Source organism: Roseateles oligotrophus (assembly GCF_025717515.1).
Lineage (GTDB): Bacteria > Pseudomonadota > Gammaproteobacteria > Burkholderiales > Burkholderiaceae_C > Paucibacter_A > Paucibacter_A oligotrophus.
Map to the genome: position 1 here is coordinate 120,260 of NZ_JAJIRN010000010.1, position 16,266 is coordinate 136,525.

11 protein-coding genes and 1 riboswitch are annotated in these 16,266 nt (G+C 62.0%); of the genes, 8 read left to right on the forward strand and 3 right to left on the reverse strand.

Features of this window, described 5'->3' with window-relative positions; all coding sequences use genetic code 11:
* Positions 1 to 41 precede the first annotated feature (41 nt).
* The gene (locus tag LNV07_RS21410; RefSeq protein WP_263573230.1) at positions 42 to 290 is read right to left on the reverse strand and encodes a TfoX/Sxy family protein; all 249 of its coding nucleotides are present in this window, start codon (positions 288 to 290) and stop codon (positions 42 to 44) included.
* A 4-nt stretch (positions 291 to 294) separates the two neighbouring features.
* The gene (locus tag LNV07_RS21415) at positions 295 to 684 is read right to left on the reverse strand and encodes a VOC family protein (RefSeq protein ID WP_263573231.1); all 390 of its coding nucleotides are present in this window, start codon (positions 682 to 684) and stop codon (positions 295 to 297) included.
* Between the two features lie 108 nt (positions 685 to 792).
* Here LNV07_RS21415 and LNV07_RS21420 point away from each other — a divergent pair, with 108 nt between their 5' ends.
* From LNV07_RS21420 to LNV07_RS21455, 8 genes are all read left to right on the forward strand, one after another.
* The gene (locus LNV07_RS21420; RefSeq protein WP_263573232.1) at positions 793 to 2,172 is read left to right on the forward strand and encodes a M16 family metallopeptidase; all 1,380 of its coding nucleotides are present in this window, start codon (positions 793 to 795) and stop codon (positions 2,170 to 2,172) included.
* A gap of 41 nt (positions 2,173 to 2,213) precedes the next feature.
* Positions 2,214 to 3,665 (forward strand): M16 family metallopeptidase, encoded by a 1,452-nt coding sequence (locus tag LNV07_RS21425; protein WP_263573233.1) that lies wholly within the window; start codon positions 2,214 to 2,216, stop codon positions 3,663 to 3,665.
* A 16-nt stretch (positions 3,666 to 3,681) separates the two neighbouring features.
* Positions 3,682 to 3,858, forward strand: a riboswitch (yybP-ykoY riboswitch).
* Positions 3,859 to 3,868: 10 nt separating this feature from the next.
* On the forward strand, positions 3,869 to 4,450 hold the full coding sequence (locus LNV07_RS21430) for a TMEM165/GDT1 family protein (protein WP_263573234.1): 582 nt from the start codon (positions 3,869 to 3,871) through the stop codon (positions 4,448 to 4,450).
* 170 nt (positions 4,451 to 4,620) lie between these two features.
* Complete coding sequence (locus LNV07_RS21435) at positions 4,621 to 5,775, forward strand: response regulator (RefSeq protein WP_263573235.1); 1,155 nt, start codon at positions 4,621 to 4,623, stop codon at positions 5,773 to 5,775.
* A gap of 22 nt (positions 5,776 to 5,797) precedes the next feature.
* Positions 5,798 to 8,932 carry an ATP-binding protein gene (locus LNV07_RS21440; protein ID WP_263573236.1) on the forward strand — a complete coding sequence of 1,045 codons (3,135 nt, stop codon included), beginning with the start codon at positions 5,798 to 5,800 and terminating at the stop codon, positions 8,930 to 8,932.
* Positions 8,933 to 9,178: 246 nt separating this feature from the next.
* On the forward strand, positions 9,179 to 11,902 hold the full coding sequence (locus tag LNV07_RS21445) for a TonB-dependent receptor (RefSeq protein WP_263573237.1): 2,724 nt from the start codon (positions 9,179 to 9,181) through the stop codon (positions 11,900 to 11,902).
* Positions 11,903 to 11,970: 68 nt separating this feature from the next.
* Positions 11,971 to 12,672: a 2OG-Fe(II) oxygenase gene (locus tag LNV07_RS21450; protein ID WP_263573238.1), complete on the forward strand. Its 702-nt coding sequence runs from the start codon at positions 11,971 to 11,973 to the stop codon at positions 12,670 to 12,672.
* A 28-nt stretch (positions 12,673 to 12,700) separates the two neighbouring features.
* Positions 12,701 to 14,710, forward strand: a complete 2,010-nt coding sequence (locus LNV07_RS21455) for a S9 family peptidase (protein ID WP_263573239.1) — start codon at positions 12,701 to 12,703, stop codon at positions 14,708 to 14,710.
* A gap of 50 nt (positions 14,711 to 14,760) precedes the next feature.
* Here LNV07_RS21455 and glpK read toward each other — a convergent pair whose 3' ends face one another.
* Positions 14,761 to 16,254 carry a glycerol kinase GlpK gene (gene glpK, locus LNV07_RS21460; RefSeq protein WP_263573240.1) on the reverse strand — a complete coding sequence of 498 codons (1,494 nt, stop codon included), beginning with the start codon at positions 16,252 to 16,254 and terminating at the stop codon, positions 14,761 to 14,763.
* Between the last annotated feature and the right edge of the window lie 12 nt (positions 16,255 to 16,266).

Consider the following 16,266-nt stretch of genomic DNA (forward strand, 5'->3'; position numbering starts at 1 on the left):
GGCGGCGCGAAACAGCTCGAACAGGCCGCGAGTTGCAGCGCCTATTTCGGCGCCAAACCCTGATCGTCGAGTCGCAACAACAACTCGGTACGGCGCTCGCGCGCCACCTCGCGCCAATCGAGATCGTCTTGAGCGCCGATCAGCGCGTAGAGCAGATTCATACTGGCGCCCGGCCATTGCTGCTTGAGCCGGGCATAGAGCTCGATGGCATCCTGCGCGCGCAAGTCGTTCAGGCTGTGCACGCCCAGGGCCGCCAGTTGCGCGCGGCTCTTGGGCCCGAGGCCGCGCATAGCGTCAGCCCATCGCCGTGCACAACTCCACCAGCGTGCCGTCCGGGCAGCGCACATAGGCGACCGTCTGGCCCCAGGGTTTGGTTTTTGGAGGATTCAGGCCGACAGCACCCGCCTTGACTGCGCGCTCGAAAGCGGCCGCCACGTCCTCGCAGACCAGGCCAATTTCCAGCCCCAAGGGCGCGGCGCTGCTACCGGCGGCGACATAGTCGCGGCCGACGCTCTCGCGCGCGGTCGCGTGGTCGACAAAGGCCAAGGCGGTGGCGCCGGTTTCGAGCTCGCCATAACTGCCCGATTCATGCAAAAAGCGCGTGCTCAAACCGAAGGCCGCCTCGAAAAAGGCCAGCGACGCGGCCACATCGGCGACGTAAACAATCGTGTAAGCGAATTTCATGACATCTATCCCTTGAAGAAGGCCTGATCTTGCATGATCTTGCCAGCAGGCTGCTGCCAACGCTATGTCAGCAGCGCAGATATGCTTGGGGTCATGAACGCAGTTGTGATGAAGCGCGTATTTTCCGGTCGCCGCCGAGGCCTGCTTCAGGCCGGCGCCGCCATGGCCGCGCTGTACGGTTTGGGGGCATGGGCAGGTCAGGCGCAAATACCGGCCTTGCGTATGCGCAGACAAGTTTTGGCCAATGGCCTGGAGTTCGTCTCGGTGCCCGCCGCCGGCGCCTCGGTCAGCGTACAGGTCTGGTATCGGGTCGGGGCAAAGGATGACCCGGCCGGGCGCAGCGGCTTCGCCCACCTGTTTGAGCACATGATGTTCAAAAGCACGCGCCATATGGCCAACGAGCAATTCGACCGCATGACGGAGGACGTTGGCGGCAAAAACAATGCCTTCACCGCCGAAGACATGACGGCCTATCACTGCGTCGTGCCGGCCAACCATCTGGAACCGATTTTGTGGGCCGAGGCCGAGCGGATGTCCAATCTGAACGTGGCCCAATCCCACTTCGACAGCGAGCGCGCCGTCGTCAAAGAGGAATACGCCCAAAGCGTGTTGAGCGAGCCCTATGGCCGGCTTTTCAATGCCGTGGCCGGCTATGGCTACCAAGCACACCCCTACCGGCGGCCGGTGATCGGCAATATCGAGGATCTTGACGCGGCCACCTTGACCGACCTCAGCGAGTTCCACGCCAACTATTACCGCCCGGACAACGCCGTCCTGGTCGTCGCCGGCGCCTTCGACCAAGCCCTGCTGGACGCTGCGGTAGAGCATTACTTCGGCAGCATCCCGCGGCCAACGCGGCCGATTCCGCGCAACCGGTTGGTCGAGCCAAGGCGCCTGCGCGATGAAACCCATCAGCTGCAGGCGCCACAAGCTCCGCTGCCGGCCGCCTTGTTGATCTGGCAAGGGCCGCGCGCCGACAGCCCCGACGCCACCGTCTGGCAATTGGCGCAAGGCCTGCTTGCCTTGGGCGACTCTGCCCGCTTGAACGAGGGCTTGGTGTACCGCGATCAGTTGGCGCAAAGCACCGGTTTTGAGGCTCAGTTGAACGCGGAGGCCGGCTTGCTGGTGGCGCATGCGATGGCTGCAGGCGGGCAAACCGCCGCCGGTCTGGTTGCGCCCTTGGCGCGCGAAGTGGGGCGCTTGGCCGAGGAGCCGATCAGCGAGCGCGAGTTGGACAAGGTCAAGACGCAATTGCTGACGGCCGGGCTGATCAAACGGCAGACCGCGCAAGGTTTGGCCGAGTTGGTGGGAATGGCCGCGACCCTGCGTGGCGATGCCAGCGCAGCCGGCCGCGACCTGGCCGCATTGCAGGCGGTCACGGCCGCCGATGTGCAGCGGGTGGTGCGGCGAGATATTCAGCATGGCGCGCGCGTGACGCTGCTCTATGGCCCGCAGACCAAGGCCAAACCGTCGGGGACCAAGGCATGAGACTCGGCGGAATATGGCTGGCCCTGGCTTTGCTGCTCCCCATGCCAGCAAGAGCCGCTGGTTTTGACATCCCCCCCGCGCCCGCGCCCGTGCAGCCCTTGCTATTGCCCCTGTTTGCCCAGACGAGCTTGACTAACGGCATGGCTTTGGTGGTGGTCGAGCGACGCGGCCTGCCCTTGGTAACGGCCATGTTGAGCGTGCGAGCCGGCAGCCTTTCCGATCCGCCGGGCAAGAGCGGTTTGGCGGAGTTGAGCTTTGGCGTGCTCGGCAAGGGCGCGCGGCGCGGCAACACGACGGCCGATGCATCCGCGCTGGCCTATGCCGCCGACGCGCTGGGCAGCGGGATTGAAATCAGCACCGGCGCGCAGGCCAGCCGATTGTCGATGACGGTGATGAGCAACCGTCTGGGTGGCAGCTTGGCCTTGCTGGCCGATGTGCTGCGCACGCCGACATTGCCGGCGCATGAAATAGCCAGCAGCCGCCTGCAGTTGCAAGAGACGATCAGGCTGGAGGCAACCGACCCAGGCGCTTTGGCGTCGGCGCTGGCTTGGCGGCTGTATTGGGGCGACACACCGGCCGGCCGTCTCAGCACCGAGCAGTCACTGGCGCGCATTCGACGTGAGGACGTGATCAATTTTTGCAGGCAGCAATTGCGCCCCGAGCAAACCACGCTGGTCTTGGCGGGTGATCTCGATTTGGCCCAAGGCAAGGCCTTGGCCGAGCGCTACTTCGGCAGTTGGCGCTCGCCTCGTTCGACCTCCACACATGCCAGGCCCGAACTCAGCATGGGCCCGCAAGCGCTCGGCCCGTCGACCTTGCTGGTGGACCTGCCCGGCAGTGGCCAGAGCACGGTGCTGCTGTTGGCACCCTACCCGCCCCACCCGCCGCTGCGCTCAAGTGCGGCCGAGCGTTCGCAGTTGCGCATAGGCGCGCTGGCCAGTGCGGTGCTGGGCGCCGGCTACTCCTCGCGCGTCAATCAGCAGGTACGCATCAAGCGGGGTTTGAGCTATGGGGCGTACAGCAGCGCCGAGTCCTTGCCGGCGGGCGGTCTTCTGCTGCTCAGCAGCCAAACAAAGCATCAAAACGCGTCCGAGGTGGCAGATGTCTTGCGCAGCGAGTTGTTGCGACTGGCCACGGAGCCCGTCCCCGAGGAAGAGTTAAGCGCGCGGCGCGCCGGCCTGATCGGCGAATTCGCTCGGCAAATGGAGAGCACACAGACCATCGCCGGCATGGCAGCCGAACAACTCGAACGCGGCGAGAGTTTGGCCGATCTGGCCAGCTATTCGGATGAACTTGGAAAAGTCAGCGCCGAACAATTGCAGGCCCTCGCCCAGCAGTATTGGCGGCCGCAGGCGGTGCGCAGCGTGGTGGTGGGTGATCTCACGCTGGCCGGCGAAGGGCTGCGCCAACAGTATCCGGATGCCTGGGTGATCCCCGCAATCGACTTGGACCTGAGCTCGGACAGCCTGCGTCGGCCAGCGAAGCGCCACTGAGTTAGCGGGTTAAAATTGCGCCGTCATTGGGGAGTAGCCGCTGCACATTACGTGCCGGCCTGCGTCAACATACTTGATCCTTACGATCATGGCGCCGGCAGTAACAGTCTTTACCTGGCAAGACCTTTGACCACCTGCACCTGCTTTGCGGCCGGCGTGAGGGTGGTCATTGGTTTTTACATGCCGGCCGCGTAAGGAAAAAGATGGAAGCGTTTTTGATATCCACCGGCGTTGTCGCCCTTGCCGAAATTGGCGACAAGACCCAGCTCTTGGCCTTTTTGCTGGCGGCGCGCTTTCGAAAACCGCTGCCAATCTGTCTGGGCATCCTGGTCGCCACCGTCGCCAACCATGCCTTTGCGGGTGCTTTAGGATCCTGGATCACCGCCCATGTCAACCCGCTGACCATGCGTTGGGTGCTCGGCATCGGCTTTCTGGCGATGGCGATTTGGACGCTGATTCCCGACAAGATCGACGAGGAGGTGGAAGGCGGCGCGAAGCTGAAGTTAGGCGTTTTCGGCACCACCGTCGTGGCCTTCTTCATGGCCGAGATGGGCGACAAGACGCAATTCGCCACCATCGCGATGGCGGCGCAGTTCAATGCCTTTTTCGCTGTTGTCGCGGGCACCACCTTGGGCATGATGATTGCCAATGTGCCGGCGGTATTCTTGGGCGACAAAATGGCGGGGCGCATCCCGGTGCGGCTGGTGCATGCGGTGGCGGCCTTGATTTTTGCCCTGCTCGGCGTGGCGACCCTGATTGGGTTGGGACAGGGACTGGGCTTGTAGCTTTTGTTGTCAATCGAGCCTATGCGGCGGCGCCGTTTGCTGGTTCAATAATGTCGATGCGGCGAGCGAGGCTCAAGCTTTGCTCGCCACTGTCGATGTCCTGAAAGGGCGCACCGCCAACACGGCCGACCCTCCTAGTAATTCGTTGAGATACCAAGGGGAAACAGAAAATGTCAGAGACTTCACGTGTGCTACTCGTCGACGATGACGAATTGACCTTGCAAATGCTTGAAGCCACGTTGGAGGACGATTACAAAATCAGCAGCGTCACCAGCGGCAGTGAAGCCTTGGCCCGTTGTGCGGCCGAGACTTTTGATCTGATCGTGCTGGATGTCGACATGCCGGGCCTGGATGGTTATGAAACCTGCCGACAACTGAAAGCCAACCATGCCAGCGCCGAGATCCCGGTGATCTTCCATTCCGCCCGCACCAGCATTGACGAGCGTTTGCAGGGTTATGCGGCCGGTGGTGCCGACTACTTGCCCAAGCCCTTCGATGCCGGAGAACTGATCGCCAAGATTGGTCTGGTGCTCAGCAACCGCGCCAAACAACAGGAGTTGAGCGGGCAACTGGAAGAAACCTTGAATGCGGTTTTGTCCACCGCCGACATGATGGGCGAGGCCGGTGTGGTGCTGGAGTTCCAGCGCCAACTCGGCACCTGCGCCGACTATCCCGATGTCGCTCAAGCAGTGTTTGACGCCTTGCAGCGCTATTCGCTGGAGGGCTGCGTGCGGATTCAGGGGCGCGCCGAGCTGTTTGCCGGCAACGGACGCGGCCCTTGCAGCGCCTTGGAAAATTCCATTCTTGACCACTTGATCAGTCAAAAAGAAGGCCAACGGATTCGGCCACTGGGGCCCCATACCGGCTTCGCCTATGGCTCGGTGGTGCTGTTTGTGCGCAATCTGCGCATGGACCGTGGCGGCATCGAAATGGACCGCAACGAGTCGGAGCGCATGGGTCGCGCGATCGATAACGTTGCGATGCTGGTCGAGGGCGCGATCGTGCGCGTGGCCGCGCTCGACACCGAATTGGCGACCCGCGATTTGGCCGATGTGCGCCATCTGGTCAGCATGACGCGAGGCGCCTTGACCGACATTTCGGCCCGCAGCCAGGCCCAGCGCATGGAAATTCTGCGCGCGTTCGAGGAGCTGACCGAAGAGGTGGAGCTCAGCTTCGTGAAGCTGGGTTTGACCGACGATCAAGAAAATTTCCTCAGCAACATCATCAAGAAGCAAGCCGCCAAAGTGATGGGCTCCTTGGATCAAAGCCAGGAGGTCGAACAGTTTCTCGGCCGGGTGATTCACAAGCTGAATCAGCACGGCTGAACGACGCCAGCGGGAGCGCCCAATGGAAGGTGAAATTGATGGGGCAAGTGCGACGTCGCACGCCACGGTGAACCATCAGCGCTATCAGAACCTGGGCGATCTGAACAGCAAATTGGTCGAGCAGATTGGCCGCAGTGCCTATTTGCTATTGAGCCTGATGCTGGCTGCCGCCACGATACATCTGCTGATCACGGCCTTTCAAACGGACCAAACCTGGTCCGGCCGCCTGACTCAGATGCGGACGGCTGCCTGCATATGGCTGCTGTCGCTGAGTGCGCTTGGCGTGGCGCGCTTTTTTGGCGTGCGGGTCGCGGCAGCCTTCTTCAGTTGGGCGGCCATCTTGGTGCTGTTCGGCACGGCGGTGCTGAATGGGCTGGGTGTGCATGCTCCGGGCCTGATCGCCGTGACGGCGCTGCTGGTCGTGATAGGTTTGATGGTCGGTACCGGGTCCGCGAAGCTTGCCACTGCCTTGGCCGTGCTTGGCTATTTGGCGCTCTGGCAGCTCGAAGCGCAGGGCTGGATCGTCGGCTTCAAAGCCTTTTCCGCCGTCACTGGCGGCAATGCTGCGGCTTCGATCGGCCATGTCGTCGTTTACGTCGCCATCAGCCTGATTTTGGGTTGGCTGGTGGTTCGCTATGGCACCCTGTTTTGGCATGTCACCTCTTCCTTGGAGGGCTCGCGCCGCTTGCTGGCCGACACCGTGCGAGCGCAGCAGGTGGCCGCGCAAGACTTGCGTGACAGTGAAGAGCGCCTGCGCATCTTGCTCGACAACTCGTTGACTTGTATTCAAATTCTTGAAGGCGATAGCGGTGCCTTGCGTTTTGCCAACGCGCAGACATTGATGGCCTATGGCTGCGCGCGAGTGGCCGAACTGGACGTCAACCTGATTTGCCCGGGCGAACCCTATTCCAAAGATAAGCTGATGCAGCGTGTACACCGCACGGTCGAACACGGCGCGCAGTATTTTGAGTGGCAATCAAAGCGGCTCGATGGCGCACCGATCTGGTGGGACATCAAGATGGAGCGACTGTTGCTGGGCGAGGAGTCCTGCGTGGTGGTGTTCGGGCATGACATCACCGCGCGGGTGCGCGCCGAGACCGAACTGCGAGTCAGCCGCACGCGGCTAGAGGACGAGGTGCGCGAGCGCACGGCCGAGTTGGTGGCCGAGAAGCTCTTGATACAAAGCATTCTCGAGGCGCTGCCCATCACCCTCAGTATTCGCGATTTGCAGGGCCGCTACACCCTCGTCAACCGCAGTTTCGAGCGTGCCACGGGGACGCGTCGACAGGAGGTACTGGGAGCAACGGCGCGCGATGTATTTCCGGCCGCAATGGCGGCCGAGATTGCCGACATCGACGCCCGCCTGATGGCCGGCGCCGGCAGCTTGACCGTCGAGCGTCAATTGGGCGAATTGAAGGCCGGCGGCAATGATTACCTGATCACCACGGTGCCGCTGCTGGACGCGCAGGAGCGGCCGATAGCCGTGCTCAATCTCGGCACCGAAGTGAGTTCCTTGAAACGCCTGCAACGTGAACTCAGCCAGGCCAAAGACGAGGCCGAGCGCTTGGCCTTGGCCAAGAGCGACTTCCTCGCCAATATGAGCCATGAAATCCGCACGCCCTTGAACGCCGTCTTGGGTCTGGCGCAACTGGGCATTGGCCGCAGCGGCGACCCCATCGCGGCACGCAGCGGCTTCGAGCGCATCGTGCGCTCGGGCCGCCATTTGCTTGGCGTCATCAATGACATCCTGGATTACTCCAAGGTCGAGAGCGGCAAGCTGGACATTGAAAACCTGCCCTGCAATCTCAGCCATCTGGTCAAAGAGGTCTTGGAGCTGGTGTCCGAGCGTGCCGATGCCAAAAACCTGCGACTGCGCATCGAGTACAAGGCCACGCATGACTGGGTCATGCTGGACACGCTGCGGGCCACCCAGATTTTGGTCAACCTGCTGTCCAACGCGATCAAGTTCACCGACAAAGGCCGGGTGGTGTTGGCGGTTGAACAGAAAAACGGCCGACTCTTGTTTGCCGTCACCGATACCGGCGTCGGCATATCGCCCGAACAGCAGTCGCGGGTGTTCACCGCCTTCGAGCAGGCCGACTCGTCCACGACCCGCAAATTTGGTGGCACCGGCCTGGGTTTGAGCATCAGCAGCCAGTTGGCCGTGGCCATGGGCGGCGGCATCAGCGTCAGCAGCGAGCCGGGGATAGGGTCTTGCTTCACCTTGGATCTGCCATTTTTGCAGGCCACACCCGAAGTCTCGACGCCGCACCGGGAGGAGGCCCCGCCGCTGGAGGCTCAGCCATCGAACCCGCTCGGCTCGGCGCCACTCAGCGGCCTGCGCATCTTGATCACCGATGATGTGGACATCAACCGCGAGATTCTGCAAGACATGCTGGCGGCGGTGGGCGCGGATGTGATGGCCGCCGAGGGCGGCGCGCAGGCCTTGCAGCGGCTGCGCGAAGCGGGCCCCAGCGGCTACGACCTGGTGCTGATGGATGTGCAAATGCCCGATATGGACGGCTACGAGGCAACCCGACTGATTCATCAGTTAGCACCCAAACTCAAGGTACTGGCGCTGACCGCCCATGCGCTGCCCGAGGAACGCAGGCGCTGCCTGGCCGCGGGTATGGTCGCTCATGTCACCAAGCCGATCGACCAAGCCGAGCTGATCCGCGTCTTGTTGGCGCAGACCGAGGGCATGCCGCGCCGCAGCGTTGCCGAGCGAGCGCCGACGATTGCGCCGGTCACGCCAAGCGCAAGCAAGCCACACACCGGTTCAGTGCCCCAATGGCCGGTCATGGCGGGCACCGATTTCGCGGCAGCCCTGACGCGCTGCGCCGGCCGCCATGAATTGCTGGCCAAATTGCTGGGCACCTTTGCCAAGCAATATGCACAGCATCAGACCTTGTTTGAAGAGGCCCAGATCACCGGCCTGCCGGCCTTGTGCAGCGCTGCCCACCGGCTCAAAGGCTTGGCCGGCAACCTGGGGCTCACCGCCTTGGCCGAGCGTGCCACCGCGCTCGAAGCGGCCGCTTCTGTGCATGGCGATGCCGGCCAAATACCGGCCACCTTGATGGCCTTGAACGCCGAACTCGGGCCCATGGTCAGCGTAATCGCCGACTGGCACCAGGCTTACAGCCTCAAAGACGCCTAAGCCAGCTTGGCCATATCGTAAAAATATATTCGCACGAAGTGCCCAAAGTCACTGACCGGGCGATGCGAAAAGACAACTCGAAGGGTTTGCCCCGGTGCTCAAGGGCGGGCGAATGGCTAAAAAATGCGATCACCGCACTTTACGGTGCGGAAAAAACGCAGTTTGGCCCAATGCGGCCGGCGGCAAAGCACTGACACAACAGCCCTAACGCAACCGCACTAACACCACTTAAAGCAGGAGTGCTCGATGTTGAAAACAACCCGACTTAGTACCGCCTTGGCATTGATTTATGCCGGCGGATTGGCGATTACGGCCCCAGTAGCGATGGGCCAGGAAACTCTTGAACGTGTCGCCATCACGGGCTCGTCGATCAAGCGAATCGACGCGGAGACCTCGGTTCCCGTTACCGTCATCACCCGCGCTTCGATCGACCGGTCCGGCGCCTCGAACGTGCAGGAACTGGTTGACCGCCTGAGCTCGAACAACGGCGGTGGCCGCTCCTTGGGCGAGTCCATCGGTGACTCGAACGCGACCGGCCAAACCGGCGCTTCGATGCGCGGCCTGGGTCGCGAGCGCACGCTGGTTTTGCTGAACGGCCGCCGTTTGACACCTTATCCCTTTGCCGGTCAGGGCGTTGACCTGAACGCAATCCCCTTGGCTGCCATCGAGCGCATCGAAGTGCTGCGTGACGGCGCCTCGGCCACCTACGGCTCCGACGCGATCGGCGGGGTGATCAACTTCATCACCCGCAAGGACTTCACCGGCGGCGAATTCACCGTCTCGATCGAATCCCCGCAAGCCAAGGGTGGCCAGGTCAAGGGCATCACCGGCGGCGCCGGATTCGGCGATTTGGCCAAGGACAAGTTCAACATCCTGGGCACCTTCAGCTACGAAAAATACGACGTCATCAAGGCCTCTGACCGCGACTTTTCGAAGACCGGCAACCGCCCCGACATTGGTGTGGTGAAGTCTTCGGGCAATACCTTCCCGGCCAATGCCTATCTGAACGATACCTATATTTCTCCTGTCGACGGCAAGGACAAGGCCGGCTCGTTCGTGCCAGGCGTGCCCGGCTTCCCGACCTGCGCACCACCGGACAGCTTCAAGGGCGGATCCAATTGCCGCTACGACTACTCCAGCAAGATCGACATCGTGCCGGCGTCCGAGCGCATGGGCGCCTTGGCGCGCGCCACGGTTCAGCTGAACTCCGATACGGTTTTGTTCGGCGAGTTCGCCTACTCGAAGAACGAAATCACCTTCGGCTCCTCACAGACACCGTCGAGCACCACCGGTCGTCCTGACTACCTCTACCCGGCCGGCGGCAAGTTCTACCCGACCGCCAAGGTGGATGCCTCCTTCCCAGGCTACCGCGGTGACTTGGTGATCGCATGGCGTATGGTTGATGGCGGCCAGCGCTTGACGAAGACCACCAATGACATGACCCGCGTGCTGGTCGGCGCCGAGGGCACTTTTGCCGGCTTCGACTACAAAGCGGGGCTGATGAAGGCCAAGGCAACGGCGGTTGAGTCCTTCCTGACCGGCAACTTCTCCGACACCAAGCTGGTTCAAGTGCTGAAGACCGGCAATGTGAACCCGTTTGGCGCCAACGACGCCGCCGGCCTGGCGCTGTTGAAGACGGCTGAGCTGTCGGGTGAGAACCGCAATTCCCACACCGACACCGATGGCTTCGATTTCTCCGTGACGCGCGAGTTGTTCGCCATGGGCGGCGGCAATGCCGCGATTGCCGTGGGCCTGGACCTGCGCAAGGAAAAATACCTGGACGGCTATTCCGATATCGCCGGCTCGGGTGACATCGTTGGCGGCTCGGGCAATGCCGGCAAGGTGAAGGGCGAGCGCAACACGCGCGGTCTGTTCGCCGAGTTGAACCTGCCCGTCATCAAGGACGTGGAGCTCAACCTGGCCATGCGTTCCGACAAGTACAGCAACTCCAAGGGCGAGTCGCGTGACGGTAGTTCAACGACTCCCGACATGTCGTCCACCAGCCCCAAGGTTGGCATCCGTTGGACCCCGATGAAGACCCTGCTCTTGCGGGCCTCGGCAGGCAAGGGCTTCCGTGCCCCGGCGCTGGACAATTTGTACGCGCCTTCGGCCGGCACCAATCTGGCCGGCAACTTCAACGACCCTTACTACAACACCTTGGTGGGTTGCGCCAACAAGCCTGACCCTAACTACTGCGACACGCAGCTGACGGCCATCAACAACAGCAATTCCAAGTTGAAGCCCGAGAAGTCCAAGACGACATCGCTGGGCATGGTGTTCGAGCCGATCAAGGATCTGTCCACCGAAGTCGACTACTTCGACATCCAGATCACCGATGGTATTACCACGTTGTCGGGCGATGACATCATGAAGGACTGGTACAAGAACCAGACCGGCCCAACCACCAGCACTTCGGTGTACGCAAACCGCCTGGTCAAGAATGCCAAGGGCTATCTTGACTATGTCAATGCGTCCTTGGAGAACATCGGCAAGCAACGCGCCTCTGGTTTCGACTTCAGCGCCAAGTACCGCATCCGTTCGGAAATGGGCACTTTCACACCTGGTTGGGAAGCTACGCTGCTGACCAAGAGCACGACCACCAACGTCGTGACCGGTGTTGAGATTGACAACCTGGGCAAATATGCCCGCGGTGGCCCGGCCGTGAAGTTCAAGCAGACGATGTCGCTGGACTGGGATTCCGGCGCATGGGCCGCTGGCGTGCGCTACTTCCGTCAAAGTTCTTACGAGGACTACGACGAGGTCCATAAGGTCCCAGCATATGACCTGTGGGATCTGCAAGGCCAGTACAAGGGCATCAAGAACCTGGCCATCACCGCCGGCATCCGCAACTTGCTGGACAAGAAGCCGCCGTCAACCGTTCAGGAAGATTACTTCCAGGTTGGCTTCGACCCAACTTATGCCGACGTGAAGGGCCGCACCTACTACCTGCGCGCAAACTACAAGTTCTAAACCGATCGCGGTGAGAATATCGGGCAGGCCTTCGGGCCTGCCTTTTTTTTGAGCAATGGGGCAAAGCCATGCAGTACATCAACCCTGAATTAGACATAGAGCAACTTGGGCGGTCGTTCCAACGCGACGGGCGCGTGCTGATCCGTGATTTCTTCGATCCTGCGGTGGTCCAAGCACTGAGTGCGGCCGTCGATCAGATCGACTGGGCGCTGACCTACCGGGACACCAAGGGCGACCGGGTACTGAGCGGCGAACAATTGCGCGCTCTGACTCCGGAGCAGCGCGAGATGCTGGTCGAAGGCGTCAATACGGTGGCCCGCAATGAATTCCAGTTCTCATTCTTCACCGAATCAATGGTTGCGGCCGCCAAGCGCGGCGACACCGATTTGCTGGCGCGCTTCATGCGCTGGATGGCCGACGAGCAGTTCATGGCCACCATCCGCCAGATCACCGGCATTACCGAGATCAACCGGGTGTATGCACAGGCCACCATGTACACGCGGGGCAATTTCCTGGTCGCACATGATGACCATGTGGATGCCGAAGATAGGCGTTTGGCCTACGTGATCAACCTGACACGCAAATGGCGGCCGGATTGGGGCGGCTTGCTGCACTTCACCAAGGCGGACGGCAGCGTCACCGACAGCTACTTCCCGCATTTCAATTCGCTCTCGCTGTTCAAGGTGCCGCAATCGCACTTTGTTTCATACGTGCCGCCGTTTGCCAACGCCGAGCGCACAGCGATCACCGGTTGGCTGATTGCCGCTTGAGCTGCAAGACGCATTGAGGAGTCAATTCATGAAGAAGCATCTGCTGCTTGTCAAAAATATCACTCTCGCGCTGCTGCTAAGTGCTGGCGCGGCCGTGGCGGCCGAAACGACTGCGCTGCTCAAACCCCTGACCCCGGTTGAAGATTTTGTGCGCCGACCCAAGCTCGACCGCATTACCTTCTCCCCGAGCGGCAAGCAATTCGCGGCGCTGAGCGAAGTGAAGGGCCGCATGAATCTGCTGGTAGTGGATGTGGCCAAGGGAGATATCCGCCAAGTCAGCAGTTTTGAAAGCAACGATGTGGCGGGTTTTCGCTGGATCAGTGAGCAGCGCCTGGTGTTCTCCGTGACCGATTACCGTCGCGGCTTGGCGGAACAAACGGGTGGCGGCCTGATGGCGGTGGACGCGGATGGTCGGGGTGGCCGGACCCTCTCGCCGACCCAACAAGATTGCATGCTTGCCAACAAAATTTGCCGCTCCACCGAATTTTTCGAACGCGTGCCCGGCTCGGAAGATGAAATCATTGCCTGGTCCAACGAGCGTTCGGCGGACAGCCCCGACCTGATTCGCCTGAACACGCGCACCGGCAAGCGCACGCTGATCACCGAGGACAATCCGGGCTCGGTCCGCCATTGGGCGCTCGACCGGGAACTGCAGGCCCGGGCGGCCTTGTCGGTTGATTCGAACACCCTGGCGAGTACCTTCTGGTACCGCGACAGTGAGCGGGCTCCGTGGCGTAAATTGGCGGTCAGCCCAGCGTTTCAACCCGAGATTGAGCCCTTGGCCTTTGACAAAGAGGGCAGCTTGTATGTAGCCACCGCGCTGGAGAGCAAAGACAAAAAGGCCATCTACAAATTCGACCCGGTGGCCGGAAAATTGGGTGAAAAAATTGCCGCCCATCCGCGCTTCGATTTGGGTTTGGCCGAGAATCCGCGCAATCCTGGGCGGGCCGCCTCGCCGCTGATTTTCGATCCGCTAACGCATGCTTTGATTGGCTTGCGCATCGACGGAGACAAGTCCGAGACGGTTTGGTTTGAAGAAAAACTTGCCAAGGTGCAAGCGGCCATGGATGCGACGCTGCCCAAGGGCAATGTGAACTCGCTCCAGCCCCTTGCCGACGGCCAAATCGTCGTCAACACCAGTGGAGGCAGCGATCCTGGCGCGACCTATCTCTACGATCCCCTCAAGGCCGAGTTGCGCGAGATCGTTCGCCCACGCGCTTGGTTGGACCGGGCTCAGGCGGCCGAGGTGCGCGTGCTCCGGTACAAAGCCCGTGACGGGCTCGAGATCCCGGCCTACCTGACCTTGCCGTCCGGCAAGGAGGCGAAAAAATTGCCTCTGGTGGCTTGGATTCACGGTGGCCCCTGGGCGCGCGATGAATACCGGTGGGATCCGGATGCTCAATTTTTGGCCTCGCGCGGGTACGCGGTGCTGCAGCCCAATTACCGCGGCTCTATGGGCTTCGGTTCCAAGCATCTCTATGCCGGGTTCAAGCAACTCGGCCAGAGCATGCAAGATGATGTGACCGATGGCATCGCCAAGCTGATCGCAGATGGGGTTGTCGATGCCGAACGTGTGTGCATCGGCGGTGCGAGTTATGGCGGCTATGCCACCCTGATGGGTTTGGCGCGTGAGCCGGGCTTGTTCAAATGCGGCATCGACGTGGTCGGCGTGAGCGACCTGACCTGGTGGCTAGAGCTAGGCTATACCGACTTCAACCAAAGTACGGCAGCCGGCGCCGGGGCTTTTCTGCGTGAAGCCATAGGCAACCCGGTCACCGACCGGGCGATCATGGACGCGCATTCGCCGCGTCAGCTGGCGGCCAAGATCAAGGCGCCACTGCTGATCATTCATGGCGCAGGCGACAGGCGGGTGCCAATCGTGCATGCCGAGGCGATGCGCGATGCCTTGAGTGCGCAGGGCCGCCCGCCCGAATGGTTGGTGTTCCCCGATGAAGGTCATGGCTTCATGCTCGAAGCCAATCGCATCGCCTACTACAAACGTATCGAGGCTTTTCTAGCGAAACATATCGGGCGCTAATCAAATGCGGTAGGTGGCGGCACCACGCCGCCGCGTCAGGATTTGCAATCTCAAGTCGCGCAAGCCTGCCGCACCGCCCGCTCCCAGTTCGCCATCAACTCAAGCGCCCGCTCGCGCGGCATGGTCGGGCGGAACACCCGCTCGGCCTGCCAATGGCCACCGAGCTCGTTCAAATCCCGGTAGACGCCGCAGCTCAGCCCGGCCAGATAGGCGGCGCCCAGCGCCGTGGTCTCGATCACGCGTGGCCTCACGACCGGGATGCCCAGCAAATCGGCCTGGAATTGCATCAAGAGATTGTTGACGCAGGCGCCGCCATCGACGCGCAACTCACTGACCGCCGCACCGCCGGCCGCCAGCGCATCACGGCTCATCGCCAGCAAGAGCGCGGCGCTCTGAAAGGCGATGCTCTCCAAAGCGGCGCGGGCGATATGGGCGACCGTCGAGCCGCGCGTCAGGCCGACGATGGCGCCCCGCGCCTCCGCGTTCCAATAGGGCGCGCCCAGGCCGGTGAAGGCGGGTACAAACATCACGCCGCCGGAGTCGGGCACGCTTTCGGCCAAGCCCTCAACCTCGCCACTGGTATGCACGGCCTGCAAGCCGTCCCGCAGCCACTGCACCACCGCGCCACCAATGAAGACGCTGCCTTCCAGCGCGAATTCCGGTGTGGCGCTGATCTGCGCCGCGCTGGTCGTGATCAGGCCATTGGCCGAACTCTGGAACTGCTCGCCGCTGTGCATCAGCATGAAGCAGCCGGTGCCATAGGTGTTCTTGGCCATGCCGGCCTTGAAACAGGCCTGCCCAAACAGGGCGGCCTGCTGGTCGCCGGCAATGCCGCCGATGACGATTTCGCCGCCCAGATGCTCGGCAGCGACGGTGCCGAACTGATGCGCGGACGGGTGCACTTCGGGCAAGACCGAAGGCGGAATATCCAGCGCGGCCAGTAACTCATCATCCCAACGGTTTGTATGCACATTGAACAGCATCGTGCGCGAGGCATTGCTGACGTCGGTCGCATGGACCGCACCTTTCGTCAGCTGCCAGACCAGCCAGCAATCGATGGTGCCGAAGGCCAGCTCCCCGCGTTCGGCCTGCGCGCGCGCGCCCGGCACATGGTCGAGCAGCCATTTCAGTTTGCTGGCCGAAAAATAGGCGTCGATCACCAGGCCGGTCTTGCGCTGCACCAGCGGGGTCAGGTCTTGCTCGCGCAGCGCGGCGCAAGTCGGCTCGGCGCGGCGGTCTTGCCAGACCAAGGCGTGATGGATGGGCAGGCCGGTCTTGCGGTTCCACAGCACGGTGGTTTCGCGCTGATTGGTGATGCCCAGCGCCTTGATGTCGCCGGCGCGCAGGCCGGCCTTGGCCAGTGCCTCGCGGGCGGTGGCGAGTTGGCCCTGCCAGATTTCCAGCGCATCATGCTCGACATGACCGGGCTGCGGGTAAATCTGGCGTAACTCCCGCTGCGCCATCGCAACGATCTGGCCCCGGCCGTCGAAGACGATGGCACGTGAACTGGAGGTGCCTTGATCGAGCGCGAGTAAGTAGGTCATGATTCTTGCTTT

What these genes read in the sequence shown, in the direction of transcription:
- LNV07_RS21410 (WP_263573230.1), bottom strand. Translation starts at nt 290, where the DNA reads ATGCGCGGCCTCGGGCCCAAGAGCCGCGCGCAACTGGCGGCCCTGGGC.
- LNV07_RS21415 (WP_263573231.1), bottom strand. Translation starts at nt 684, where the DNA reads ATGAAATTCGCTTACACGATTGTTTACGTCGCCGATGTGGCCGCGTCG.
- LNV07_RS21420 (WP_263573232.1), top strand. Translation starts at nt 793, where the DNA reads ATGAAGCGCGTATTTTCCGGTCGCCGCCGAGGCCTGCTTCAGGCCGGC.
- LNV07_RS21425 (WP_263573233.1), top strand. Translation starts at nt 2,214, where the DNA reads ATGCCAGCAAGAGCCGCTGGTTTTGACATCCCCCCCGCGCCCGCGCCC.
- LNV07_RS21430 (WP_263573234.1), top strand. Translation starts at nt 3,869, where the DNA reads ATGGAAGCGTTTTTGATATCCACCGGCGTTGTCGCCCTTGCCGAAATT.
- LNV07_RS21435 (WP_263573235.1), top strand. Translation starts at nt 4,621, where the DNA reads ATGTCAGAGACTTCACGTGTGCTACTCGTCGACGATGACGAATTGACC.
- LNV07_RS21440 (WP_263573236.1), top strand. Translation starts at nt 5,798, where the DNA reads ATGGAAGGTGAAATTGATGGGGCAAGTGCGACGTCGCACGCCACGGTG.
- LNV07_RS21445 (WP_263573237.1), top strand. Translation starts at nt 9,179, where the DNA reads ATGTTGAAAACAACCCGACTTAGTACCGCCTTGGCATTGATTTATGCC.
- LNV07_RS21450 (WP_263573238.1), top strand. Translation starts at nt 11,971, where the DNA reads ATGCAGTACATCAACCCTGAATTAGACATAGAGCAACTTGGGCGGTCG.
- LNV07_RS21455 (WP_263573239.1), top strand. Translation starts at nt 12,701, where the DNA reads ATGAAGAAGCATCTGCTGCTTGTCAAAAATATCACTCTCGCGCTGCTG.
- glpK (WP_263573240.1), bottom strand. Translation starts at nt 16,254, where the DNA reads ATGACCTACTTACTCGCGCTCGATCAAGGCACCTCCAGTTCACGTGCC.